Origin of the sequence: Gordonia sp. 'Campus', from assembly GCF_022206305.1 — a bacterium.
In the GTDB taxonomy this organism is placed as follows: domain Bacteria; phylum Actinomycetota; class Actinomycetes; order Mycobacteriales; family Mycobacteriaceae; genus Gordonia.
This window is the reverse complement of record NZ_JAKOIW010000019.1, coordinates 1-21,696: the sequence shown is the minus strand read 5'-3', so window position 1 is coordinate 21,696 and position 21,696 is coordinate 1. Positions and strand designations below refer to the sequence as shown.

General features: G+C 70.4%; 16 protein-coding genes. 9 read left to right on the top strand and 7 right to left on the bottom strand.

Annotated elements, in window-relative coordinates:
• Positions 1-40: 40 nt before the first annotated feature.
• Complete coding sequence (locus MAY35_RS18320; protein WP_238422732.1) at positions 41-1,558, top strand: ATP-dependent DNA ligase; 1,518 nt, start codon at positions 41-43, stop codon at positions 1,556-1,558.
• Between the two features lie 73 nt (positions 1,559-1,631).
• On the opposite strand, the gene MAY35_RS18315 is transcribed toward MAY35_RS18320, so the two are convergent.
• Positions 1,632-2,480, bottom strand: a complete 849-nt coding sequence (locus MAY35_RS18315) for an anti-sigma factor (protein ID WP_238422731.1) — start codon at positions 2,478-2,480, stop codon at positions 1,632-1,634.
• Between the two features lie 243 nt (positions 2,481-2,723).
• Positions 2,724-3,131: a YccF domain-containing protein gene (locus MAY35_RS18310; protein WP_238422730.1), complete on the bottom strand. Its 408-nt coding sequence runs from the start codon at positions 3,129-3,131 to the stop codon at positions 2,724-2,726.
• 90 nt (positions 3,132-3,221) lie between these two features.
• Between MAY35_RS18310 and MAY35_RS18305 the strand changes: the two genes are divergently transcribed.
• Positions 3,222-3,476: a hypothetical protein gene (locus MAY35_RS18305; RefSeq protein WP_238422729.1), complete on the top strand. Its 255-nt coding sequence runs from the start codon at positions 3,222-3,224 to the stop codon at positions 3,474-3,476.
• A 172-nt stretch (positions 3,477-3,648) separates the two neighbouring features.
• Here the strand turns inward: MAY35_RS18305 and MAY35_RS18300 are convergent, their stop codons facing one another.
• Complete coding sequence (locus MAY35_RS18300; RefSeq protein WP_238422728.1) at positions 3,649-4,212, bottom strand: maleylpyruvate isomerase family mycothiol-dependent enzyme; 564 nt, start codon at positions 4,210-4,212, stop codon at positions 3,649-3,651.
• A 37-nt stretch (positions 4,213-4,249) separates the two neighbouring features.
• On the opposite strand from MAY35_RS18300, the gene MAY35_RS18295 reads away from it, so the two are divergent.
• The 5 genes from MAY35_RS18295 (at position 4,250) to MAY35_RS18275 (ending at position 9,353) form a co-directional block, all read left to right on the top strand.
• Entirely contained in the window at positions 4,250-5,083 is an 834-nt protein-coding gene (locus tag MAY35_RS18295) for an AraC family transcriptional regulator (protein ID WP_238422727.1), read from the top strand.
• Between the two features lie 111 nt (positions 5,084-5,194).
• Positions 5,195-6,487, top strand: a complete 1,293-nt coding sequence (locus MAY35_RS18290) for a GAF domain-containing protein (protein WP_238422726.1) — start codon at positions 5,195-5,197, stop codon at positions 6,485-6,487.
• A 152-nt stretch (positions 6,488-6,639) separates the two neighbouring features.
• On the top strand, positions 6,640-8,163 hold the full coding sequence (gene adh / locus MAY35_RS18285; protein ID WP_238422725.1) for an aldehyde dehydrogenase: 1,524 nt from the start codon (positions 6,640-6,642) through the stop codon (positions 8,161-8,163).
• A 20-nt stretch (positions 8,164-8,183) separates the two neighbouring features.
• The gene (locus MAY35_RS18280) at positions 8,184-8,609 is read left to right on the top strand and encodes a DUF779 domain-containing protein (RefSeq protein ID WP_004021498.1); all 426 of its coding nucleotides are present in this window, start codon (positions 8,184-8,186) and stop codon (positions 8,607-8,609) included.
• A 201-nt stretch (positions 8,610-8,810) separates the two neighbouring features.
• A complete protein-coding gene (locus tag MAY35_RS18275; RefSeq protein WP_238422724.1) occupies positions 8,811-9,353 on the top strand; it encodes a hypothetical protein in 543 nt (180 codons plus the stop codon).
• On the opposite strand, the gene MAY35_RS18270 is transcribed toward MAY35_RS18275, so the two are convergent.
• The 3 genes from MAY35_RS18270 to MAY35_RS18260 form a co-directional block, all read right to left on the bottom strand.
• Positions 9,322-10,854 (bottom strand): dynamin family protein, encoded by a 1,533-nt coding sequence (locus MAY35_RS18270; protein ID WP_238422723.1) that lies wholly within the window; start codon positions 10,852-10,854, stop codon positions 9,322-9,324. The genes MAY35_RS18275 and MAY35_RS18270 overlap by 32 nt on opposite strands.
• A complete protein-coding gene (locus MAY35_RS18265) occupies positions 10,854-12,863 on the bottom strand; it encodes a dynamin family protein (RefSeq protein ID WP_238422722.1) in 2,010 nt (669 codons plus the stop codon). The genes MAY35_RS18270 and MAY35_RS18265 overlap by 1 nt, the downstream gene beginning before the upstream one ends.
• 148 nt (positions 12,864-13,011) lie before the next feature.
• Positions 13,012-16,320 carry an IniB N-terminal domain-containing protein gene (locus MAY35_RS18260; protein ID WP_238422721.1) on the bottom strand — a complete coding sequence of 1,103 codons (3,309 nt, stop codon included), beginning with the start codon at positions 16,318-16,320 and terminating at the stop codon, positions 13,012-13,014.
• A gap of 352 nt (positions 16,321-16,672) precedes the next feature.
• Here MAY35_RS18260 and MAY35_RS18255 point away from each other — a divergent pair, with 352 nt between their 5' ends.
• Together MAY35_RS18255 and MAY35_RS18250 are read left to right on the top strand one after the other, a co-directional pair.
• Complete coding sequence (locus MAY35_RS18255) at positions 16,673-18,385, top strand: Hsp70 family protein (protein WP_238422720.1); 1,713 nt, start codon at positions 16,673-16,675, stop codon at positions 18,383-18,385.
• Positions 18,386-18,401: 16 nt separating this feature from the next.
• Positions 18,402-20,888: a helix-turn-helix transcriptional regulator gene (locus MAY35_RS18250; protein ID WP_238422719.1), complete on the top strand. Its 2,487-nt coding sequence runs from the start codon at positions 18,402-18,404 to the stop codon at positions 20,886-20,888.
• 105 nt (positions 20,889-20,993) lie between these two features.
• Here the strand turns inward: MAY35_RS18250 and MAY35_RS18245 are convergent, their stop codons facing one another.
• The gene (locus MAY35_RS18245) at positions 20,994-21,458 is read right to left on the bottom strand and encodes a hypothetical protein (RefSeq protein ID WP_238422718.1); all 465 of its coding nucleotides are present in this window, start codon (positions 21,456-21,458) and stop codon (positions 20,994-20,996) included.
• Positions 21,459-21,696 lie beyond the last annotated feature (238 nt).

Below are 21,696 nucleotides of genomic sequence, written 5' to 3'. Positions count from 1 at the left end.
CCGTCGAACGGGTGAATGCCCGTCCGGCTGGTGAGACGACATGAAGCTGATCGATGTCGTGCAGACCTCCGCGGATGTCGCACGCGACCGGTCGCGGACCCGCAAGACGGCGGTCCTCGCGGACGCGCTCTCGGCGACGACCGACGCGGAACTGCCGATCGTCGTGGCATGGCTCTCCGGTGAGATCCCCCAGGGTCGTCTGGGCGTCGGATGGCGGTCGTTGTCGAAACTGATCGCGGCACCGGCGGATTCGCCGACTCTGGAGGTCGCGGCCGTCGACGCCGCGCTCGATGAACTCGCGTCGTCGTCGGGCCCCGGCTCGACGAAACGTCGCGGTGAGATCATCGCGTCCCTGTTCGCCGCGTCGACCGAGGCCGAACAGAAGTTCCTCGTCGCACTGCTCACCGGCGAGCTGCGCCAGGGCGCGTTGGCGGGTGTCATGACCGACGCCATCGCCAAGGTCACCGGCCAGGAACCGACGCTGGTGCGGCGGGCGAACATGCTGACCGGCTCGCTGCCGGAGACCGCAGCCCTCGCCCGGTTCGGGGCCGAGGCGCTGGCCGCGGTCGGCCTCGAGGTGGGCCGTGCCATCGAACCCATGCTCGCGACTCCGGCCGACGATCTCGATTCCGCGCTCGCACTCCTCGGACCCGACCTGATCGTCGACTACAAACTCGACGGAGCGCGCATCCAGGTGCACCGCAAGGGCACCGAGGTCTCGGTGTTCACCCGAACGCTGCGGAACGTGACCGCCAACGTGCCCGACCTGGTGTCGGTGATCGCCGCGCTGCCCTGCGATTCGGTGATCCTCGACGGGGAGACGTTGATGTTGTCCGACGACGGGCGTCCGCGGTCGTTCCAGGACACCATGAGCCGCTTCGGTTCCGGGCCGACGGCGGCGGGTGAACCCGAGCGCCTGCTCAAGCCGTTCTTCTTCGATTGCCTGCATCTCGACGGCACCGACCTCATCGACCGCCCGTTGTCCGAGCGGCTCGCCGCGATCGACTCGATCGCCCCGCAACTGCGTATCCCGGCCGTGACGCGGCCGAGTGCAGAGGAGGCGCGCAACCATTTCGACGCCGCGATGGCCGACGGTCACGAGGGCGTGATGGTGAAGTCGCTCGACGGCCTGTACGTGGCCGGTCGTCGTGGAAAGGCATGGCAGAAGGTCAAACCGACGCACACCTTCGACCTCGTCGTGCTGGGTGCGGAGTGGGGATCGGGGCGTCGCTCGGGCTGGTTGTCGAACTTGCATCTCGGCGCTCGCGATCCCGAGACGGGTGAGCTCGTGATGGTCGGCAAGACGTTCAAGGGCCTGACCGACGAGCTGCTCCGCTGGCAGACCGAGGAGTTCCCGAAACACGAGACGCACCGGGACTCGTACACGGTGTACCTACGTCCCGAGATCGTCGTCGAGATCGAACTCGATGGCGCGCAACGGAGTTCGCGCTACCCGGGCGGTGTCGCGCTGCGCTTCGCGCGCGTGGTCCGGTATCGGCCGGACAAGACCGCGGAGCAGGCCGACAGCATCGAGGCGATCCGCGCGTTGTTGAAGTGAGCGAGCCCTTCGAGGCTCGTCGCTTGCGCTCCTTGCACCTCAGGGGTCGGGGCTCGGTGGTTTGCAGGAGGGGTCAGAGCAGCGACAACTGCGCCACCGGTGTGGTGGTGGGTTGCGCCGACCCGCCGGGCGGTTCGACGGTGAACGCCAGCGCGGACGCGGAATTGATCCCGGACAGCACGGCGGTGGTGACCGGTTCGACGTCCTTGTCGGTCATCGTGCCGGCCGACCGAGTGCCGTTCGGGCCGATGAGCCACATCTGGTAGACGGTGCCCGGTTTGGGTGGCGGCACGGAATTCATCACCAGCACACCGGTATCCGCGGAGTTCGCGAGATACACGGTGGCGTTGCCGGTGGCGACCGGGCCGGCCCGCGACCGTAGATCGTCGGCGGAGAAGACCTGTTCGGCAGGCGATGCCAGGGGCGCGGCCGGCTCGGGGTCGGAACTCGACAGCCCGATGGCCCAGCCCGCCGCGCCGATCGCGATCGCGGCCACCGCCGCGGCAGCCAGGTACGACCAGCGTCGTTGTCGACGCCGCCGTGCGGCGAGGTCGTCGGGGGCGTCCGGTGCGGGGGCGGAGCCGTCCTGTTCGACGGAGGGAGACCGGGTCTCGGCCGGAGGTGTGACCGGAGGGACGACGGGCGCCGCGTCCGCGCCGTCGAGCCCGGCCTCGGCCCGGGCGGCAGCGAGCACGCGGTCGCGCAGCGTCGGCGGCGGAGGGGTCGCGGTGATCTTGCTGATCGCGGCCATGGCCTCACGCGTCGCGCGAACCTGCTTGTCGAAGAGCGCACGGAACTCGTCCGGCGCGGCGGCCAGCCGAACCTCCACGTCCCGCGACTCGGTGTCGGACAGTGCGTCGAGGGCGATGAGCGGTGCCATCTCCAGCAATTCGGCAGCGTCGGGATCGAGATGATCAGACATCACGCACCTCCTGCCATGGTCGTCCGAGCTCCAGATGTCCCATTCCGCGCCGTCGCGGACGGGGGACCATCACGTTCCTGCGAGCGTCCGGGAGAGAGGAAGTCGCGGCAAGCAGTATGACGTGCGGTGCCGGAGGCCCGGCGACAGGCCGGAGCCGGGCCGGATCGTGAGTGTCATGCTCACTGTTCGGATCTGACGTCCTACCCGGATGGGTGGCGGTGTATCGGCGGAACGTACGGTCGGTCACATCCGCGCGGGCACGCCCCCGGGCATCTGCTGGTCGGTGGGAACGATCTCGGCGCCGAGCGGCAGGAGCGACACCGGGACCATCTTGAAGCTCGCGATGCCGAGCGGGATCCCGATGATCGTCAGGCACATCGCGAGACCGGTGGTGATGTGGCCGATGGCCAGCCACAGGCCGGCCACGACGATCCAGATGACGTTGCCGATGGTCGACGCGACGCCGGCGGTCGGTTTGCGGACCACCGTGCGCCCGAACGGCCACAGCGCGTAGCTGGCCATCCGGAACGACGCGATCCCGAACGGGATGGTGATGATGAGAATGCAGCAGATGATGCCGGCGACGACGTAGCCGATCGCCATCCACAGTCCGCACAGGACGAGCCAGATGACATTGAGGATGGTCTTCATCCCACCATTGTCCACGTGCCGACGGGGCGCGGGGTGGAATGGAAGACGAGGACCGGCACCTGTCGGTGCGCGCCACATTACGATGTCGGCGTGGGCGGACGGTCGGCTCGGACCCGAGAAACTGTGTGGGCGGTGCTGGCCACCGTCGTGCTCGTCATCCGCATCCTCGCGACCATCGCGCTGGTCCTGTTCGTGATCGGCTGGGCGGTGGCCGCCGTTCGGGACTCGCTCGACAACGTCTTCTTGTGGCCGTCGGTCTACGCCGGGATCGGCTTGCTGGTGAGTACCTACGTCTACGGCCACCTCCGCGCCCGGTACCCACGACACAACGGCTGGATTCCCTGAGGTGTGGGCGTCTCCGACCTTCGTGCTCCCTGAGGTGTGAGCGAAGCGAGCCACGAAGGGTCGGCTCTCGGGTCGCCGGGCCCTTCGTGGCTCGTCGCTATCGCTCCTCACACCTCAGGGATCGGGCGGGGAGTGCTTCCGCACACCTCAGGGATCGGCGGGGGAGCCCAGCTCAGGACGTGCGACGGCCCAGCTTTGCGAGCAGCGTCGTCTGCCGATCGGCGTCGGCCGGGATCTCGACGCGTTCGCAGACCCCCTCGGAGTACAGCGCGTCGCCGAATCCGTCGACGGCGGTCTCCATCTCGGTGAGCTCGTCGTCGGTGAAGGTGTGGTCGACCCCGGCGGCGCGGGCGATGTCCCATCGGTGCGCCACCATGTCGAATCCGTAGAAGCGGATGAGGGTTTCACCGATCGTCGTCGGTCCGAAGTGTCCGTCGAAGGCCCGGTCGCCGACGGCCGGGTCGGCGAGGAGACCGGCGACGGTGTCGCGGTGGGCGCGCCAGGCGGCGGCCGGGTCGTCGAGCGGCGGCGCCGCGCCGAGGTCGACGTCGTGGCCCGAGAAGAACTGTCGTTGGGTGTCGATGACGTGGGCGACGACGTCGCGGCCCGACCAGCCCTCACACGGGGAGGCGTTGGTCCAGGTCTCGGCGGGCACGGAATCGAGGACGACGGCGAGCCCGTCGGCGAGTCGGGTGTAGTGGGCGAGGAGTGGTGAGGTGTCGTTCAGAGCGGTCATGATGGAAGTCAACCGCAACAGCACGGGACGGTGATAGATGAAACCCGACAAGCCGGGGTCGACGCGACTCGACGACGTCGAGCGCGCCCATCTCGTGGACCCCGCGGACGCGACCTATCGCATCGGCCGCTGGACCCCGAGCCCCGACGTCGGCGATGTGGTGCGGCGCTTCTGGGTGCCCGTGTGGTCGGTCCCGCCGGGCGCCGAGTCGCCGCAGCGGGTCCTGCAGTATCCCGTCTGTCTCATCGTCGTCAGCAACACCTATGCGCGGTTCTACGGCGTCGTCACCGGACTGTCGGAAACGGTGCTGACCGGAGACGGGTGGGCGGTCGGAGTCATGCTGACACCCGGCGCGGGGGGTCTGCTGGTCGGGGACGTGAGCTCGTGGACCGACCGGTTCGACGAACTGTCGGAGGTGTTCGGAGACCGCGGTGCCGAACTCGAGCACGCAGTCCGCGCCGTGATGGCCACCGGGTTCGACGACGAGACGACCCAGCGGGAGGCGACCGACCTCGTCGAGAACTGGCTGCGGGCCCATCTGCCACTCGACGATGACGGTCGGTTGATCAATGCGATCGTCGAGTACGTCGAAGACGATTCGTCGGTGGTCTCGGTGACCCAGATCTGCGATCGGTTCCATCTCACCGAACGCAGCCTGCAGCGGCTGACTCGTCGCCGCCTCGGCCTGACCCCCAAATGGCTCATCCAGCGTCGTCGACTCCACGAAGCTGCCGAACGACTGCGCGAGGACACCCAGCCGCTGGCGACGCTGGCCGCCGAACTCTCCTACGCCGACGAGGCGCACTTCGTCCGGGACTTCCGGACGGTGACCGGCATGACGCCGCGGACGTTCTCGGCGCGCTTCGGGTGAGGCGAGTCCGCCCACCGCGGCGGGCGGTGACGCGTCGAACTGGGCGAATGTTGCCGACATCACAGTCGGACGGGCACAATCGTCGGCACATGGACGAACCATGGAGGGTGCATGGCTGACGCGGCTGCGGGTGTCACGCGCATCCGCAGGGCGTACGAGGACTTCCTGTCCGGCGTTACCCCACCTGCGGACGCGGTGCGTTCCATCGTGCGCGATTCGTGGGCGCGGTCGCTGACCAGAGGGGTGGACCCCACCGAAGCCGCGCGTGAGGGTGACCGCGCCGCCGCGATGTCGGCGGAAGAATTCGCCCAGTACCGAGCCTCACACCCCATCACGGCGGTCCGGCCGCTCGTACAGTCCCTGATGGTCGACGCGATCGCCGACACCGGCGTCGTCGTAGCGCTCACCGACCAGGCCGGGCGACTGCTGTGGATCGAGGGGGACTCGGCGGCCCGCGACCGCGCCGGGCACATCAACTTCGTCGAGGGGTCGGTGTGGAGCGAGGAGGTCGTCGGCACCAACGCTCCCGGTCTGGCCCTCGCGGTCGACCGCGGCGTGCAGGTCGTCGGCCCGGAACACTTCTCCGGTCCGGTGCAGGAATGGAGTTGCGCGGCGGCGCCCGTGCACGACCCGCTGACCGGGCACGTGATCGGTGTGATCGACGTGACCGGCGGGCGAGAGGTCGCGGCACCGTTCGCTCTCGCCGCGGTGCGGTCGGTGGTCGCGGCCGTCGAGCGGGAACTGCAGGCCGGTGCCGTCGATCTCGCCGACCCGTCGACCTTCGTCCCGACCATGGCGCGGACCGCAGCCGCGCACCTGAGCGTGCTGGGCGACGGACCGGCGCGCTGGCGACGAACCGCCGACCCGGCGAGTGCGCGTACGCCGTCCCGACGACATGCCGAGATACTCGTTCTGCTGCAAGCCTTTCCGGAGGGACTCAACACCGAGCAGCTCGCACTGAAACTCGCCGAGGACGGACTCGACCCGGTCACAGTCCGCGCCGAGATCTCCCGGTTGCGCCGCGACCTGGGTGCCGACGTGGTCGCCAGCCGGCCGTACCGGCTCACCCTGGACATGTCCTCCGACGTCGACGACATCCGCGCACGCATCGCCGCCGGGACCGATCTCACGTCGGTCGTCGACGATCTGGGACGCGGTGGACTGCTCACCGCATCGACGGCTCCGGGGATCGTCGAGATCTTCGAAGAACTGCTGGAGGACCTGCGTTCGCGGGTCATCTCGGGTGGCGACGTGACGACGCTGCGCAGATGGACGTCGTCCACTCATGGACGCGATGACCTCGCCGCGTGGCGTCGCCTCGAACACCGGCTGCCCGTGGGGCATCCCGACCGTGCGGTGGCCGGCGGGCGAATCCGGTTGCTGGACAAACGCTACGGCGCCTGACGCAGTCGGTCCCCCGCCCGGTTGCAGGCGTTGCAACGCTCGTGCAACCAACGCACTCTTACTGTGTGGAGCAGATCACAGCGAGCCTCTCAGGTGGCCCGTGTGACATCCGCAGAGCGTCCTCAGTTGAGGCCCACACGCAAGGAGCAACCATGACCGTCTTCGCAAAGCCGGGTGCCGACGGCTCGGTGACGAGCTACGAGTCGCGTTACGACAACTGGATCGGCGGACAGTGGACCCCGCCGGTGAAGGGTCAGTACTTCGAGAACCCGTCGCCGGTCGACGGCAAGGTGTTCTGCGAGGTGGCTCGCTCGACCGCCGAGGACATCGACCTCGCCCTCGACGCCGCCCACAAGGCCGCACCCGCGTGGGGCAAGACCTCGGTCGCCGAGCGCTCGCTGGTCCTGCTGCGGATCGCCGATCGCATGGAGGAGAACCTCGAGAAGCTCGCCGTCGCCGAGACCTGGGACAACGGCAAGGCCGTCCGCGAGACCCTCGCCGCCGACATCCCCCTCGCGATCGATCACTTCCGCTACTTCGCCGGTGCACTCCGCGCACAGCAGGGTTCGATCTCCGAGGTCGACGAGGACACCGTCGCCTACCACTTCCACGAGCCGCTCGGCGTCGTCGGCCAGATCATTCCGTGGAACTTCCCGATCCTGATGGCCGTGTGGAAGCTCGCGCCCGCGCTCGCCGCCGGCAACGCGATCGTCCTGAAGCCGGCCGAGCAGACCCCGGCGTCGATCCTCTACCTCGTCAACCTCATCGGGGATCTGCTGCCCGCCGGAGTCCTGAACGTGGTCAACGGGTTCGGTGTCGAGGCGGGCAAGCCGCTCGCGTCGAGCAACCGCATCCGCAAGATCGCCTTCACCGGTGAGACCACCACGGGCCGTCTGATCATGCAGTACGCGTCGGAGAACCTGATCCCGGTCACCCTCGAACTGGGCGGCAAGAGCCCCAACATCTTCTTCAACGACGTCATGTCCGCCGACGACGGTTTCCTCGACCGTGCGCTCGAGGGCTTCTCGATGTTCGCGCTCAACCAGGGCGAGGTCTGCACCTGCCCGAGCCGCGCGCTGATCCAGCAGGACATCTACGACGAGTTCATCGCCAAGGCCGTCGAACGCGTCGGAAAGATCAAGCAGGGCAACCCCCTCGACACCGACACGATGATGGGTGCGCAGGCGTCCAACGACCAGTTCGAGAAGATCTCCTCCTACCTCGCCATCGGTCGGGACGAGGGAGCCGAGGTCCTCACCGGTGGTGAGCCGGCGCAGCTCGACGGTGACCTGTCCGGCGGCTTCTACATCAAGCCGACCGTGTTCCAGGGCAACAACAAGATGCGCATCTTCCAGGAAGAGATCTTCGGCCCGGTCCTCGCCGTCACCACGTTCAAGGACTTCGCCGACGCCATGAGCATCGCCAACGACACCCTCTACGGACTCGGTGCGGGCGTGTGGAGCCGCGACGGTGCGACCGCATACCGGGCCGGCCGCGAGATCCAGGCCGGTCGCGTGTGGACGAACACCTACCACGACTACCCGGCGCACGCGGCCTTCGGCGGCTACAAGCAGTCCGGCATCGGGCGCGAGAACCACCTGATGATGCTCGAGCACTACCAGCAGACCAAGAACCTGCTGGTCGGATACGCTCAGAACGCCAAGGGTTTCTTCTGACCCGAGAAAGGTGACTGACGATGACCGCCGAGCAGAGTGTCCCTGATCGCGTGGTCGCCACAGACTCCGCCGTGCAGCTCCTGACCAAGTTGTCGGAGCTGCACGGCGGCCTCATGATCCACCAGTCCGGTGGATGCTGTGACGGCTCGGCACCGATGTGTTACCCGGTGGGTGAGTACCGCGTGGGCCAGCGAGATGTGCTGGTCGGCGAGATCGAACTCCCCGAACCCATTCCGGCCGTGCGGGTCTGGATCAACGGTGACCAGTTCGAGTTGTGGAAACACACTCAGCTGATCCTCGACGTCGTGAAGGGGCGCGGTGCGGGGTTCAGCCTCGAGGCGCCGGAGGGGGTCCGCTTCCTCTCGCGTGCACGCACTTTCACCGACGAGGAGAACGAGATCCTCGAAGCGTCGCCCCCGCTGACCGGAGCCACCGCGGGGCCGTAGGCGCCGCTACCAGGAGTACTCCGGCCCGATAAGCGCCCAGACCGATAGGCACCCAGACCGAAAAGCGCCCCAGGAAAGCGCCCTCCAGAGCACGACCGGCAACCATGTGACCGCCGGTCGTTTCCCGAGGGTGTTTTTCTGGGGCGCTTTCGTCGCGTGGATCCCCCGGGGACCGGGGCGGCGTGGGCCTACCATCGAGGAATGTCGAATGCCGGCGCCTCACCACCGCCCCGCCCGCGCGTCGCCATCACGCCGCTGCGCCCACAACAACCGATCGAGCGGGCGCGCGCCGTCGGATACGTCGTCCTCGGGTGGGTGGTGACCGTCGTGCTCGTCGTGGCGACGGTGGCGATGGCCGCGGTATCGCTCACCGACATCCGTGCGGTCTTGGCCGCGGACCTCGTGCGTCGTCACCCCGAGAGCGGAACCGACGCCGCTCGCGCGGTCGACATCTCGCTGTGGGTGGGTGCGGGTCTGGCGCTCGCGGTCGTGGCCGCCGGGCTGTTCGGTGCGGCGCGCCTGTGGGACAGCCGGCGATCGGGCCGGACCGTCCTCACCATCGGGGCGGTGCTCGCTGTTGCCGCCGCGGTGGGGTTCCATCTGACCGTCAACCCGTCGGCCGCGGCGCTGACCGACGCAGGTCTGCCGACCCCGATTCAGTGGGCGCCTGCGGCCGCGGCGGTGATCGCCGTGATCGCCACCGCGGTGACCTTCACCCGTTCGATCGGTGCGACCCTCCGCTGACACCCCGCTGGTGTGCGCCCCCGGTGTTCGCCGAAGCGCCCGCTCCGATCATCGCGACGATGCCCTCGGCGCTGCGCACCGCCACCTGGCACGCCGACGCCGCGGTCGGGGAGAGCAGGGGGTGGGCGGCACGCGCGCGCCATGTCCGAGCGGCATCGACGGCCGCGTCGCGAATCCGGTGGGTGTCGGTGTCGAGGGGCAACCCGAGGCGCGTCGTCGGGTCGATCCCCGACCCGCCGATCAGTCGCGTCAGCTCACCGATCTGATCCGGCGGCAGTTCGAGTCCACCCGCACGGATCGTGCTCAGCAGGCGCAATTCACGGAAACCGTGGACGTCGGCGAGCTCGCGCCGCACCGCGGCCCGCACCTCACGCGCACGCGACGACGACGAGCCGCTCAGCAGATGGTCGAGGGTCACCAGTGCAGAGTGCGACTTGAGCTGGTCCGCCCGCTGGGCGAACTGCGTGTCGATGATGGCGCCCAACTCCGACAGTCCGCTGCGTTCGACGAGCTCGGTGGCCAGCGTCGACGACGAGGTCGCGCCGAATCGGATGAGCGTCACCGCCATTCGGATTCCGAAGGCCCCGAAGCGTTCGGCGAGTGATCGACGGAGGTCGACCGAGATGGCCGGCAGGATGTCGGGCCGGGTGAACCGGTCCATCGTCAGCAGGGCCGACTCGAGGTCGGGACCCGGGGTGGCGGCCAGCTGCGCGAGCGCCCGGAACTCGACCTCGCGCAGCGTTCGCGCGCCGAGGGCGAGCAACCCCGCGACCGGGACGACCGCCTGGCACAACCCGGTGCGTTCGAGTTCGCCCGCGAACCGCCCGGCGATCTGATGCGCCGAGATCATCGCGTCCATTCGACCGGCACCGAGTTCGTCGGCGCGCGAGACGACTCCGATGACGCCCAGCGGTCCGGACGAGCCGCCGATGGCGGTGCCGATACGACGCAGCATCGCGGTGTCGGTGGCGGTCAGCGAGCGGAGCAGATAGACGACGGCATCGACGCCGGACTGTCCGTCCTCGGGGGTGAGGAGGCGGATCGTCGACGCCGACAGCTCCGTCGACAGCGACGCTGTGCCCGGGGTGTCGACGATCGTCGTCGAGTGCAGGGCGCGGGCGGGCCATTCGACGTCGAGGCGGTCGACCCGGTCGGCGGTGAGCCGGCCGAAGTCGAATCCGAGCCTGCCGTCGATGCGGGTGACGGGGATCGGTACGGACCTGCCGTCGTCGACGTGCGCGGTCACCGACGGCGATTGCCCGTTGCGATACCAGGTCACGACGCGGGTGCACTCTGTTGCATCTGTCGGTGCGATGTCCTGTCCCACAAGGGCATTCAGCAGCGTCGACTTGCCTGCCTTCAGGGAGCCGGCGAGTGCGACCCGCACCGGCTGATAGAGCCGGTGTTCGCAGAGGTCCAGGTCGGCCCGGGCGTGCGGGTCGTCGGCGAGCACGGTGCGGGCGGCGTCGAGAAGTGTTCTCGCGCGGTCGACACCGGCCATCAGCGGGTCAGCTCGCGGTCGAGATGGTCGGCGGCCCTGCGCAACGCGGCGACGGCGGTGAGCCTGGACTCGAGTTCGGCGGCGCGGCCCGATCGTTCCGACTCGGCGAGGGTCGCGGCCGACTGTGCGGCGGACAGGGATTCGGAGATGGAGCGGGCGGTCTGCTCGGCCACCGAGGTGAAGTGGTCGCGCAGGACGCGCTGGATCACCCGCAGCCGGTCCCGTGACTCCTTGCCGACCTGGAAGCTCACGTCGTCGGTGAACGCGCGGACCGCGACCTTCGCCTTGGCCCGGCGCTCGAGGACCTTGGACTGTTTGTCGTCTCGATAAGCCTTGGTGCCCAACAGGAGTCCGGCGCCGACAGATACCGGGTTGATGAGGGCCATGCCCACCATCGTCGAGATCAGCCCGAACATCAGCACGCCACCATAGGAACCGCGCATGCCGATCAGGAGCTTCTGCGCGACCCCGACGCGGCCGCTGTCCAGTTCGGCGAGTTCGGCCACCGAGTCGAGGACGCCGGTCATGTCGGCGACGTCGATGTCGGGCAGCGAGTTCTGACCGGCCGCCGCGAAGTGGTCGGCGACCTTCTCGGCCAGCCAGACCGATCGTTCGTGGGCCCACACGAAGTTGTCGCCGATGACCGCCGCGGTCTGATCCGCGAGCCATTCGCTGAGCTGTTCCCAGTCGACGCCGGGATCGCCTTCGTCGATGGCTCTTTCGGCTTCGCGGGTCACCGCCCGCAGTCGATCGCGCAGATCGTGGTCGATGTCGGCGGCGAGGTCGGCGATCCCGTCGGCGAGGGTCTGTTGCCATTGGGCCGACTGGCGTCGCATCGCCTCGGCATCGGACTTCGCGCCCTGCAGCGCTCCGACCGCGCGACCGGCGGTGTCCGGGTCACGCAGTGCAGCCAGTTCACTGCCGAGCGTGAGGGCGAGGTGCTCGCTGACGACGCGGAGATCCGTGGCGACCGTGCTGCGGGTGGCCTGCTGTGCCGTGGCCACCACGCGCTCGCGCAGGTACCGGTAGAGGTCGAGGAATCCGGCTTCGGCATTGAGCTTCTCGTCGCCGAGCCGGAGCGCGTGGGTGCGCAGCGTCGACGACACCGGCAGCAGCGGGATGTCGATGCCGGCGGTCTGCAGATGTCCGCGGTCGGCGTCGACGATGGCCCGCCAGTGCGGGTACAGGTCGGTCTTGGTGATCAGACACGCGACGGTCGGGCACAAGCCGATCACCTGCTGGATGAACGACATCTCCGGAGCGGTGAACTCCTGGCTGGCATCGGAGATGACGAGCACCGCGTCGGCCGCGGCGACCATGCCCAATGTTGCAGCGGCATAGGGATGGCCGTGTCCGCCGACGCCGGGAGTGTCGACCAGGACGAGGCCGTCGGCGAGCAGTGGACCGGGCGCCTGCACCTCCAGCCGGAGCACTTCGCGCCCACCGGCGAGCGGCGAGTCCGGGGTGACGCCGCCGATCGCATCCATCGGCACCGGGATGCGGTTGTCGGGAGACGGGCCGTCGACGACGAGGTGTGCCGACGGTTGCGGCGCGTGTGAGATCACGGTCGGCACCGCGGTGGTCTCGTCGTCGCCCACCGTGCAGACGTCGAGGTTCAGCAACGCGTTGACGAAGGAACTCTTGCCCTGTTTGAGCTGACCCACCACGACGATCCGAAGTCGGGGATCGGTGATGCGCGTGCGTGCGCCCTCGAGTCGGCCGACGAGGTCGGTGCGGCCGGCCTCCCGCGCCACATCCGCCATCGTGGCCAGCAGATCGCCGATCGTGGTCGGGGCCTGCGAGTCCGCCTGCGGACCGGGGGTCGGAACCCGCGCCGGTGACGATGTCGGTGTCGCAGTGGGTGCCGGTGTCGCCGGGACCACCGGTGCCGCGGACGTCGGCGAGGGAACGGCGGCGTGGGCCGCGCGACGGGGCGCGGCGGGAGCGGGGGCGTCCCGGTCGGCGGCGTGCCGACCGGCCCGTGGCGGTTCGGCGGGAGGAGTCGTCATGGTGTCCTCACGGTAGCGGTGAGTCGGCGTGTGTGGGGCCCGCATCGGCGGGGCCGGACGGTGGGACGAGGACCGCCCCGGGACCGGCCGCCGTCCAGGATTGCTGGTCGGAGGCGGTCCCGGGGCGGGATACCGTCGATGGTGTGGGTCAGTCGGCGTCGGGGCCGGCGTCAGGGGTGTCGACGCCGATCCCGGTGTCGGTGTCGCCACCGAGTGCACCGCCGAGTCCGCCGGTCAGCCCGCCGGTGAGTCCACCGGTCAGGTCGGCCGTCGTGTCTGCCACGCCCCCGACGGTGGTATCGAGTGCGCCACCGAGTCCGGCATCGGTATCGGTTGCGCCGCCGAGGTCGAGACCGCCATCTGCGCCACCGCCCGCGCCGACTCCGCCGCCGGCCTCTGCGCCACCGGTGAGTCCACCCGTCACATCGCCGACGATGCCCGTCGTCGTGTCGACGGTGCTGCCGACCGTGCTCTCGAGCGAGCCGCCGACGGTCGACTCCAGGGCTCCGCCGACCGTGGTCTCGAGGCCGCCCGTGCCGACAGCTCCCGTGCCGATCGAACCGGCCGCGTCGACCGCGCCACCGGCGGTGCCGGCGATCGCCGTGGTCAGGTCGGAGGTGACGTCCGCCGGGAGCTCGGTGTCGAGGGCACCGCCCAGTCCCAGGCCCCCACCCAGTCCGAGATCGCCACCCAGTCCGAGGTCGCCGCCCAGACCCGATCCGGTGTCGAGTCCCAGATCGCCGCCGAGGACGGGACCGATGCCGGCCAGTGCGCCGTCGAGTCCGGTCTGCAGGGTGGTGTCCACCCCGGCGACCAGGTCGCCGCCGGTTTCGGCGACGGTGCCGAGACCGGCCAGGGTCCCGGCGCCCAGGTTGCCCGTGAGGCCGTCGACGACGGTGCCGCCGAGCCCCTCGGTGACCAGGATCGGTCCGCCGACGGTGATGGTGCCCTCGGGGGAGAGGATCAGGCTCGGGTTGATGATCGCCTCGAGTTCGCCGGTCAGCGCGCCGCCCAGACCGCCCGTCGCCTCCAGGGTCGAGTCGAGGGTGGCCACGAGTCCGTCGGTGGCCGAGAGGTCGACGTCGAGTGCGGTGCTCAGCACGGTGCTCAGTGCGGCGGGCAGTTCCGCGCCACCCGCCAGCTGGCCGGCGAGTGAGCCGCCGAGGTCACCGCTGAGTGCGGTGCCGAGGACGGCGCCGAGTGATGCGCCGAGATCGGCGCCCACATCTCCACCGGCGGCCAGTACGGTCTCGAGGGTCCCGGTCAGATCGGCGGCGGTCTCGGTGACGAGGCCGAGGCCTGCGCCGGCATCGAGTGCGGCGTCGAGCGCGCCGCCCAGCTGTGCGATCAGGGCGCCGTCGACACCGAGTGCACCGCCGAGGTCGGCAGCCAGCAGGTCGCCGAGGTCCAGGCCGGCACCGGCCGCGGCTTCGAGGATTCCCTCGATGCCGGTGGACGCGCCCAGCACACCGCCGAGTGCGGCGCCGAGTTCGGCCGCGACGTCACCGCCGCCGCCGACGATCGCGCCCAGTTGCGCGGCCAGGTCGGTGGCCAGTCCGCCCTCGAGCAGGCCGGTGAGGTCGGTACCGAGAACGCCACCCAGTTCGAGTGCGCCACCCAGTGCCGCGCCCAGGTCGGCCCCTGCGGCGGCCCCGAGGACGCCGGTGAGAACGGTGCTGAGCGCGGTGTCGAGTCCGGCACCGGCGGACAGCAACCCGCCGAGCGCCGCGCCGAGTTCGGTACCGAGTCCGGCTCCCAGTCCGAGTCCGGCACCGAGGGCACCTTCGACGGCACCGCCGAGTCCGGCACCCAGTCCGAGTCCCGCACCGAGGGCGCCTTCGACGGCACCGCCGAGTCCGGCTCCGAGGCCGAGCCCCGCGTCGATCGCTCCGCCGAGCCCGGCGGTGATGTCGGCGGCCAGGCCGCCTTCGAGTGCTGCTGCGAGAGTGCCGCCCAGGGCTGCACCGAGGTTGCCGGCGACCTCGCCACCGGCTTCGAGTCCGGCTGCCAGTGCGCCGGCGAGTGTCGCGCTGAGGTCGCCGCCTGCGCCGAGGACGGCTTCCACGTCGACCAGGCCACCGGCCGCCAGCGCGGATTCCAGCGTGGCGGCCAGGCCTGCCTGAGCACCGCCGCCCACTCCCAGCGCTGCGGTCAACGCACCGCCGAGCAGGGCGTTCGCGCCGGCCGCGCCGGTGAGGGCCAGCCCGCCTGCGGCCGCTGCGGTGGAGGTCAGCGCGACTCCGAGTGCGGCGCCGACCGATGCGGCGGCCGTCCCGCCCGCTGCCAGGGTGGAGCTCAGTGCGCCGGTCAGGGTGGCGCCGAGCTCGCCGGAGAGGTCCGCGATGGCCTGTGCGTCGAGAAGTCCGGCCAGCGTCGCGGACAGGTCGCCCGCCACGTCGAGGGTCGAGGTGAGTGCCGCGGTGAGGTCGCCCGACAGTTCGGCACCGAGGCCGAGTGCACCGGTGAGGACGGCCGAGATGGCGCCCCCTGCACCGAGACCGGCTCCGAGTGCCGCGGCGAGATCAGCGCCGAGGGCACCGCCGGCGCCGATCGTGGCACCGAGCAGACCGCCCAGCGTCGCACCGAACGAGCCGGCGAGTTCACCACCGAGCCCGAGGGCGGCGGACAGTTGCGCGGCGAGCCCGCCACCGAGCTCGAGCCCGAGGTCGGCGCCCGCGGCGAGAAGTGCGTCGAGCGAGGCGCCGAGCTGACCGATCAGCGCGCCTTCGGCACCGATGGCCCCGGCCAGCGATCCGGCGATGACGGGGCCGATGCCCACGCCGAGTTCGAGTGCGCCGCCGACCACGGTCTCGAGCGCTGCGCCCAGAGCCGCGCCGAACTGTGCTGCGATGGCCCCGCCGGCACCCAGTCCGGCAGCCAGCGTCGCGCCCAGTGCGACGGCCAGCTGGCCCGCGAGGTCGAGGTCGCCGAAGGCGATGCCGCCGAGGTCGAGGTCGGCGAGCGACAGACCGGACAGGTCCACACCGCCCAGGCCGATCCCGCCGATGAGGCCACCGAAGTCGATGTCACCCAGATCGATTCCACCCAGGTCGAGATCGCCCAGGCCGATGCCACCGAGATCGATGCCACCGAGATTGATGTCACCGGTGTTGATGTCTCCACCGCCGATGTTGATGTCCCCGAAGTTGACGTCGCCGAGGTTGAGGCCGCCCAGGCCCACGCCGGCCCCGCCGCCGATGACCCCGCCGCCGATCACGCCACCACCGATGGCCCCACCGCCGACCCCGCCACCGGCGCCGATGATGGCGCCGAGGCCGCCGCCGGCCGCGAGTCCGGTGTCGGCGACGAGGGGCGCCGCGGCGGAGATGTCGGCCGGGGTGATGCCGGTGAGGCCGGCGCGATCGATCGCACCCTGCGGGTTGCTGCAGTAGGCGTTGAAGGATTCCTCGTCGCGAAGCAGACCGAGGATGAAGTCGAGTACCGCGTTGGTCGGCATGGCGTCGTTCCTTGCGTCGGGGAGATCGGAGTTCGATCCCGTGTCGAGTACGACGTTATGGATCGGCGCGACGTACGGCATCGGGGAAAAACCCCAGTCCTGTCCGCGCCGGGGGGTGGGGGGTGGACCGATAGGGGATCGGTGTCGACGCGGCCGTCCGGGATAGGGGCATCGGGTGTTTTCCCCCAATAACCGTTCAGGGCTAACGCCTCGGGGGTCATCCGCGACACACTGGTTGAAGTGCACCGTTCGGGACCGGGGCACACCGGACATCGACGGCCAGCGCGCCACGGCGTGGCAGGCGCACCGTCATCGACCACCGTCTGCAGGTGCGAACAGAGAGTTGACCGCCATGGCCATCGGGATCGGTGTGAAGATCGGAACGGCGAACAGTGTCGCTGTCGCTGCGTCGGAGCAGGCCTGGGAGAACTCGGTCTCCGTCGAGACCTCGGCGCTCGTGGGTGCCGCCGACTTCATCGAGCGGGTCGGGGACCCGGTGCCGATGATCGACGATCATGGACCCACGCGCGCCGCCGCGGACATCTACGCCGATGCCGTGGTCGAGCTGATCACCCGCCTCGACCTCTCCGAGGCCACCGAAACACAGCTCACGGTCGTACACCCGGACTCGTGGAATGACCAGGCGGTCGAGGAGGCCCGCGCCGCGCTCGACGCCCGGAACCCCATCTCCGCTGCCGCCGTCAGCTGGGTTCCGGAATCGCGCGCGGTACTCGCCGCCGTGGAGCACAGTGACGGCGCGTTCGCCGACGGGATCGTCGTCGCGTACGACCTGGGCGCGTCGGGTCTGACCGTGACGGTGCTCGCCACCGGTGCCGAACCGCAGGCCGTCGGCCGCCCATTGCACCTGGACACCGTGAGCGGGAACGAATTCGACCGCTTGCTGCTCGGGCACGCACTCACGGTGACCGGCGCGGATGCGACCGTCGAAGCGGCCATGGGCGACCCCCTTCAGAGCGCCGCCGTGCTCGACGACCTCGGCCGGCTGCGCGGCGAGTGCCGACGTGCCAAGGAATCGCTGTCGGTGGACACCGACACCGTGGTCGACGTCCGTGTCGGAGACATGGGTACCGAGGCCCGGGTGGTCCGCGACGATGTCGAAGAACTTCTGCGCGCCCCGTTGCTGGAGTCGGTGGCCCTGGTACGTGAGGCCCTCGCCGCCGCGGGTGCCGACCGCTCCGGCGTCGGTCCGGTCGGCGTGTCCGCGGTGCTCCTGGCCGGCGGTGGCGCTGCCATACCGCTGGTGACCGAACTCCTCTCCTCGACGCTCCGACTCCCGGTCGTGCTCGACCCTGACCCTGCATCTGCTTCCGCCGCCGGTGGAGCTCTGCTGGCCACCGCAGCCCTCGCCGCCCGGGAGCCCGCGACGACGGCCCTGCCGGTGGCTGCGGGCGCGATCGCCGCGGCGTCCCCGGAGGACCGGCCGCTGCGCGAGATCATCCCGGCCCCCAGCACCCCGGTCGCCGAGCCGGCCCCGCGGTTGTCCCGGCGCAAGCGCGGCACGCTCATCACTCTCGGCGCTGCGGCATTGGCGCTGGTCACCGCCACCGGATTGTCGGTGGGCACCGGCCTCGTCGGTTCCGTCGGCGAGGCGACACCACCGCCCGCCGGCGCGGCCACCACCACGGCCACCTCGTCGCAGAACCCGGGTACCGCACCGGGGACTTCGGTGGCGGGAGCGCGTCCCGGCACCACCGCGGCACCCGTCACCGGTGCGGGCACCCGTGCCCCCGGCGCCGGAACCGGCACACCGGGACGCGCCGCCACGGAGGCCCCGTCGGGTGGTTCGCCCGCCACCGGGAACTCTCCCGGTCGGCCGGCGCCCGCACCGGCCCCGGCAGCGCCGTCGGTCCCGTCGGCACCCGGCACCCCGTCGATACCCAGCCAGCCGGAACCGGAGGCCCCGGAGCCGGACCCGGGCACCGGTGGCGGCTCCGGCGGTGGCGGCATCACCCCGGGCGGGGTCCTGGAAGCCCCCGGTCGAGTCCTCGACGGCACGGGTCAGATCGTGTGCGGCGTCACCGGCGTCATCGGCGTCGACTGCTGACGCCCGGGTCTGATCGGTGACCTCCTCGAGTCCGACGGTCGGCGACCGTCGGGGATCCACCGCAGAATCTCCCGCGTCGTCCTGGGTGACCGGCATCCTCGACCGCGCTCAGGCCGGAATCCCGTTGTGCGCTGTGCTCATCGGGACGCCCGGCAGCGGGCGGTCGGCACTCCTGAGGGATGTGCACGGGCTGCTGGATCGCCGCGGTGTCCGGGTCAGTGTCGGCATGCCGGCCGGCGAGGTGCCGATCGATCACGGACTGGTGGTCGTGCTCGCCGACGACATCCACGCCTGGCCGGGTGAGCTGGTCGAGACGGCGATGACGATGCTCGACGCCGGCCGGATCGGACTGGTCGCCACCACCGAACCCCGGGACGCGCATCCGCACGTCACCCGATTGGTCGCACGCGCCCGGCTCTCCGGTGCCGTCCTCGAACTCGACACCGTGAGCACAGCCGAGGTGCTCACCCGCGCCGCCCGGGCCGGTCTGAGCCTCGAACCGACCACGGCGTCGCTCATCCGCAGACGATGCGGTGGCGCGCGCACGGTGATCGATGCCGCGATCGCCGCGATCCGGGAGGCGACCGTCGACGCCGCAGCCGGCGTCGACGAGGTCGCCATCGCGGAAAGCATTGCCCGCGACCGGCATCATCGTCTGCTCCGCGGTTTGGACCCGTCGACCCTGTCGGTACTGGCGCTGGCTTCGGTGCGCGCGCCGCTCGACCCCGACAGCGTTGCCGAGGCGGCGGCGATCGATCGGGACGCCGCCGTGATCGCGGTCGACCGCGCACGCGGAACAGGACTGTTGCGGGGCGCCGACACCTTCGTCTCCGCTGCCGCGGTGCCCCTACGGGAAATACTGGGCGACAACCGTATCGACGATCTCCGTCGGCGGTCCGCGGTCGCGCGACTGCGGTCGCCCCACCTGTCCCCCGACGACGCCTTACTCGCGGCGCAGGCAGGCGTGGCCGACCCCCGACTCGTGGAGGTGTTGCTGGCCGGCGCCGCGGAGACGACCGCGGCCCGCGCCGTGGTGTTGCTGCGTGCGGCAGATCGGGTGGAACCCGGACGCGATGACATCCGGTTGATGATGGCCCAGCGCGCGTTGGCATCCGGCGATGTCGACGGAGCCGGCACGGTCGCCGACCGCCGACTCGAGACAGCCTCCGCGGCCGACAACGGGGTCGGTCGGTGGGTCGACGTGGCGGCTGCGGTGGCCGTGCACCGCGGGTTGTCGTCTCACGCCGCAGACCTGTATCGCTGGCTCGGTCCGGAAGCCGCTGTGTCGGAACCGGTGTCGGCCGTCGCAGCGCTGATGGCAGTCGGTGACCGTGACGCCGCGACCGCGGTGGCGGAGGCGGGTGGCGGACTGCCCCCGGTCGGGAGTCGTGCGGCCGGGGCACTGGCCATCCGCGGGTTGCTGGGCTCGCTCGACGACTCCGGCGAATTCGGTTCCGGGGACGTGGTCGACATGCTGGTGCGTGGACTCTCCACGCCCGGCCCGGCGCGCAGTGGGCCCGTGGCGACGCGAATCCTGCACGCCGGCAGCGCGCTCGCCCTGAACGACGGCAACATGATTGCAGCGCAGACGATCCGGCGGTCGGCACCCGAGTCGCAAGGAGCCCTCCTCGACGCCGAGCTCGCGTTGTCGGCCGGTGATCTCGAGGCGGTCGTGCGACTGTTGCCGACAGACGAGCCGGCCGGTGTCCCCGACCGGATACGCGTTCACGCGCTACGTCTCGGTCTCGCCCGACGCCAGGGCGATCTCCCGGCGCTCTCTGCGTTGTGGGAACCGGCCCTGTCGGTGCTGGCCGCGAGCGAGGTGGACCTCTTCCTCCTCAGACCGCTGACGGAGTTCTGGCAGGCCGGTGCCCGGCTGGCCCGGTCATCCGCGATCGCCCGGCATGTCAACGCGGGCGACCGGCTGCTCGCCGGCCTGGACGATCCGGCTGCATGGGCGGCACCATGGCATTTCGTCGGCGTGCAGGCCGCGATCGTCGCCGGTGACGTGGAAGCCGCGCGTGACCGGATGGGGCGGCTCGACGCTGCGGCGACACGGACTCCGACCGCCGCGGCACTGGCTCTCGGCGCGCGCACCTGGGTCGCGCTCACCATCGGTCGAACCGACCCGGTTCCCGTCGAACGGGTCGGCGAGGCGGTCGGTGCTCTCCGCGGGATCGGATTGTCGTGGGAGGCGGCGCGCCTGGCGGGCATGGCCGCGTCGCACGCCGACGATCCGACCACCGCCGCGGAACTGCTCGACACCGCTCGCTCGGCAGGCGAGGAACGGCGTCGGACCCAGCCGGTCGGCGGACCGCTGACCGACCGCGAAGCCGAGGTCGCCCGCGAACTCCTCCAGGGGTACACCTACCGCGAAATCGGTGAGCGACTGTACATCTCGGCGAAGACCGTCGAGCATCACGTGGCGCGCATCAGACGCAGGCTCGACGCCGGGTCGCGCTCGGAACTGCTCGCGGCCCTCCGCGCGGCCGGCTACAGCTGAAGGTCGCGACCGGTCCAGCCGACGCCCCACGACAGAATGCGTCGTGCGTACCGGAAGCCGGTACTCACGACGCACTTTGTCGAAGGTGTTCGGTGCGAACACCGTTCACCACTGGTCGAAGCCGACGTTGACCTGGGGGTAGTGGGTGTCGATGTGGCTGTTGAGCCAGTAGTTCTGGGCGTGGGGTCCCCAGATGGTGCTCATGTCGGTGTTGACGTTGTGGGGGTGGTTGGTGAGTTGGTAGTTGGCGGTGGGGCCGAACAGTCCGATGCGGTAGATGGCGTTGACGTCGAGGTGGTTGGTGTAGGGGGCGGTGGCGGTGAGGGTTTCGGTGGCGCCGGGGTAGAGGATGTGTTGGGGTGCGTTGACCCATTGACCGCCGTCGGCGTTGGCGCCTTGGAGGTATTCGGGCTTGTCGGTGTGGTTGGTGATGGTCATGGCGACGGTGGGTTCGCCGGGGCGGGTGACGGGGAGGGTGCCGGCGTGGGCGGTGCCTGCGGCGCCGAGGGCGATGCCGGCTGCGGCGGCGAGTCCGAGGGTGGCGGTGGCGATGCGGGTGGTGGTCTTCATGGTGTGCTCCCGGTGGTGTGGGGTTGTTGTGGTGACACCAATGACTTTCCTCGGGATGTGGGTGTGGTGGTTTCCGCTGACCGGGTGATGGTGGGGGTGAATGGTGCATCCACCGATCGGGGACACCCGCGGCCGGCGACTCCGTCGTCATCGAGCACGAAGCGGTGACATGCCACGGACCGGAGACGATCGGTGGTACCAACTAGTCATGAAACACAGCATGGGCCGTGCCGTGCGG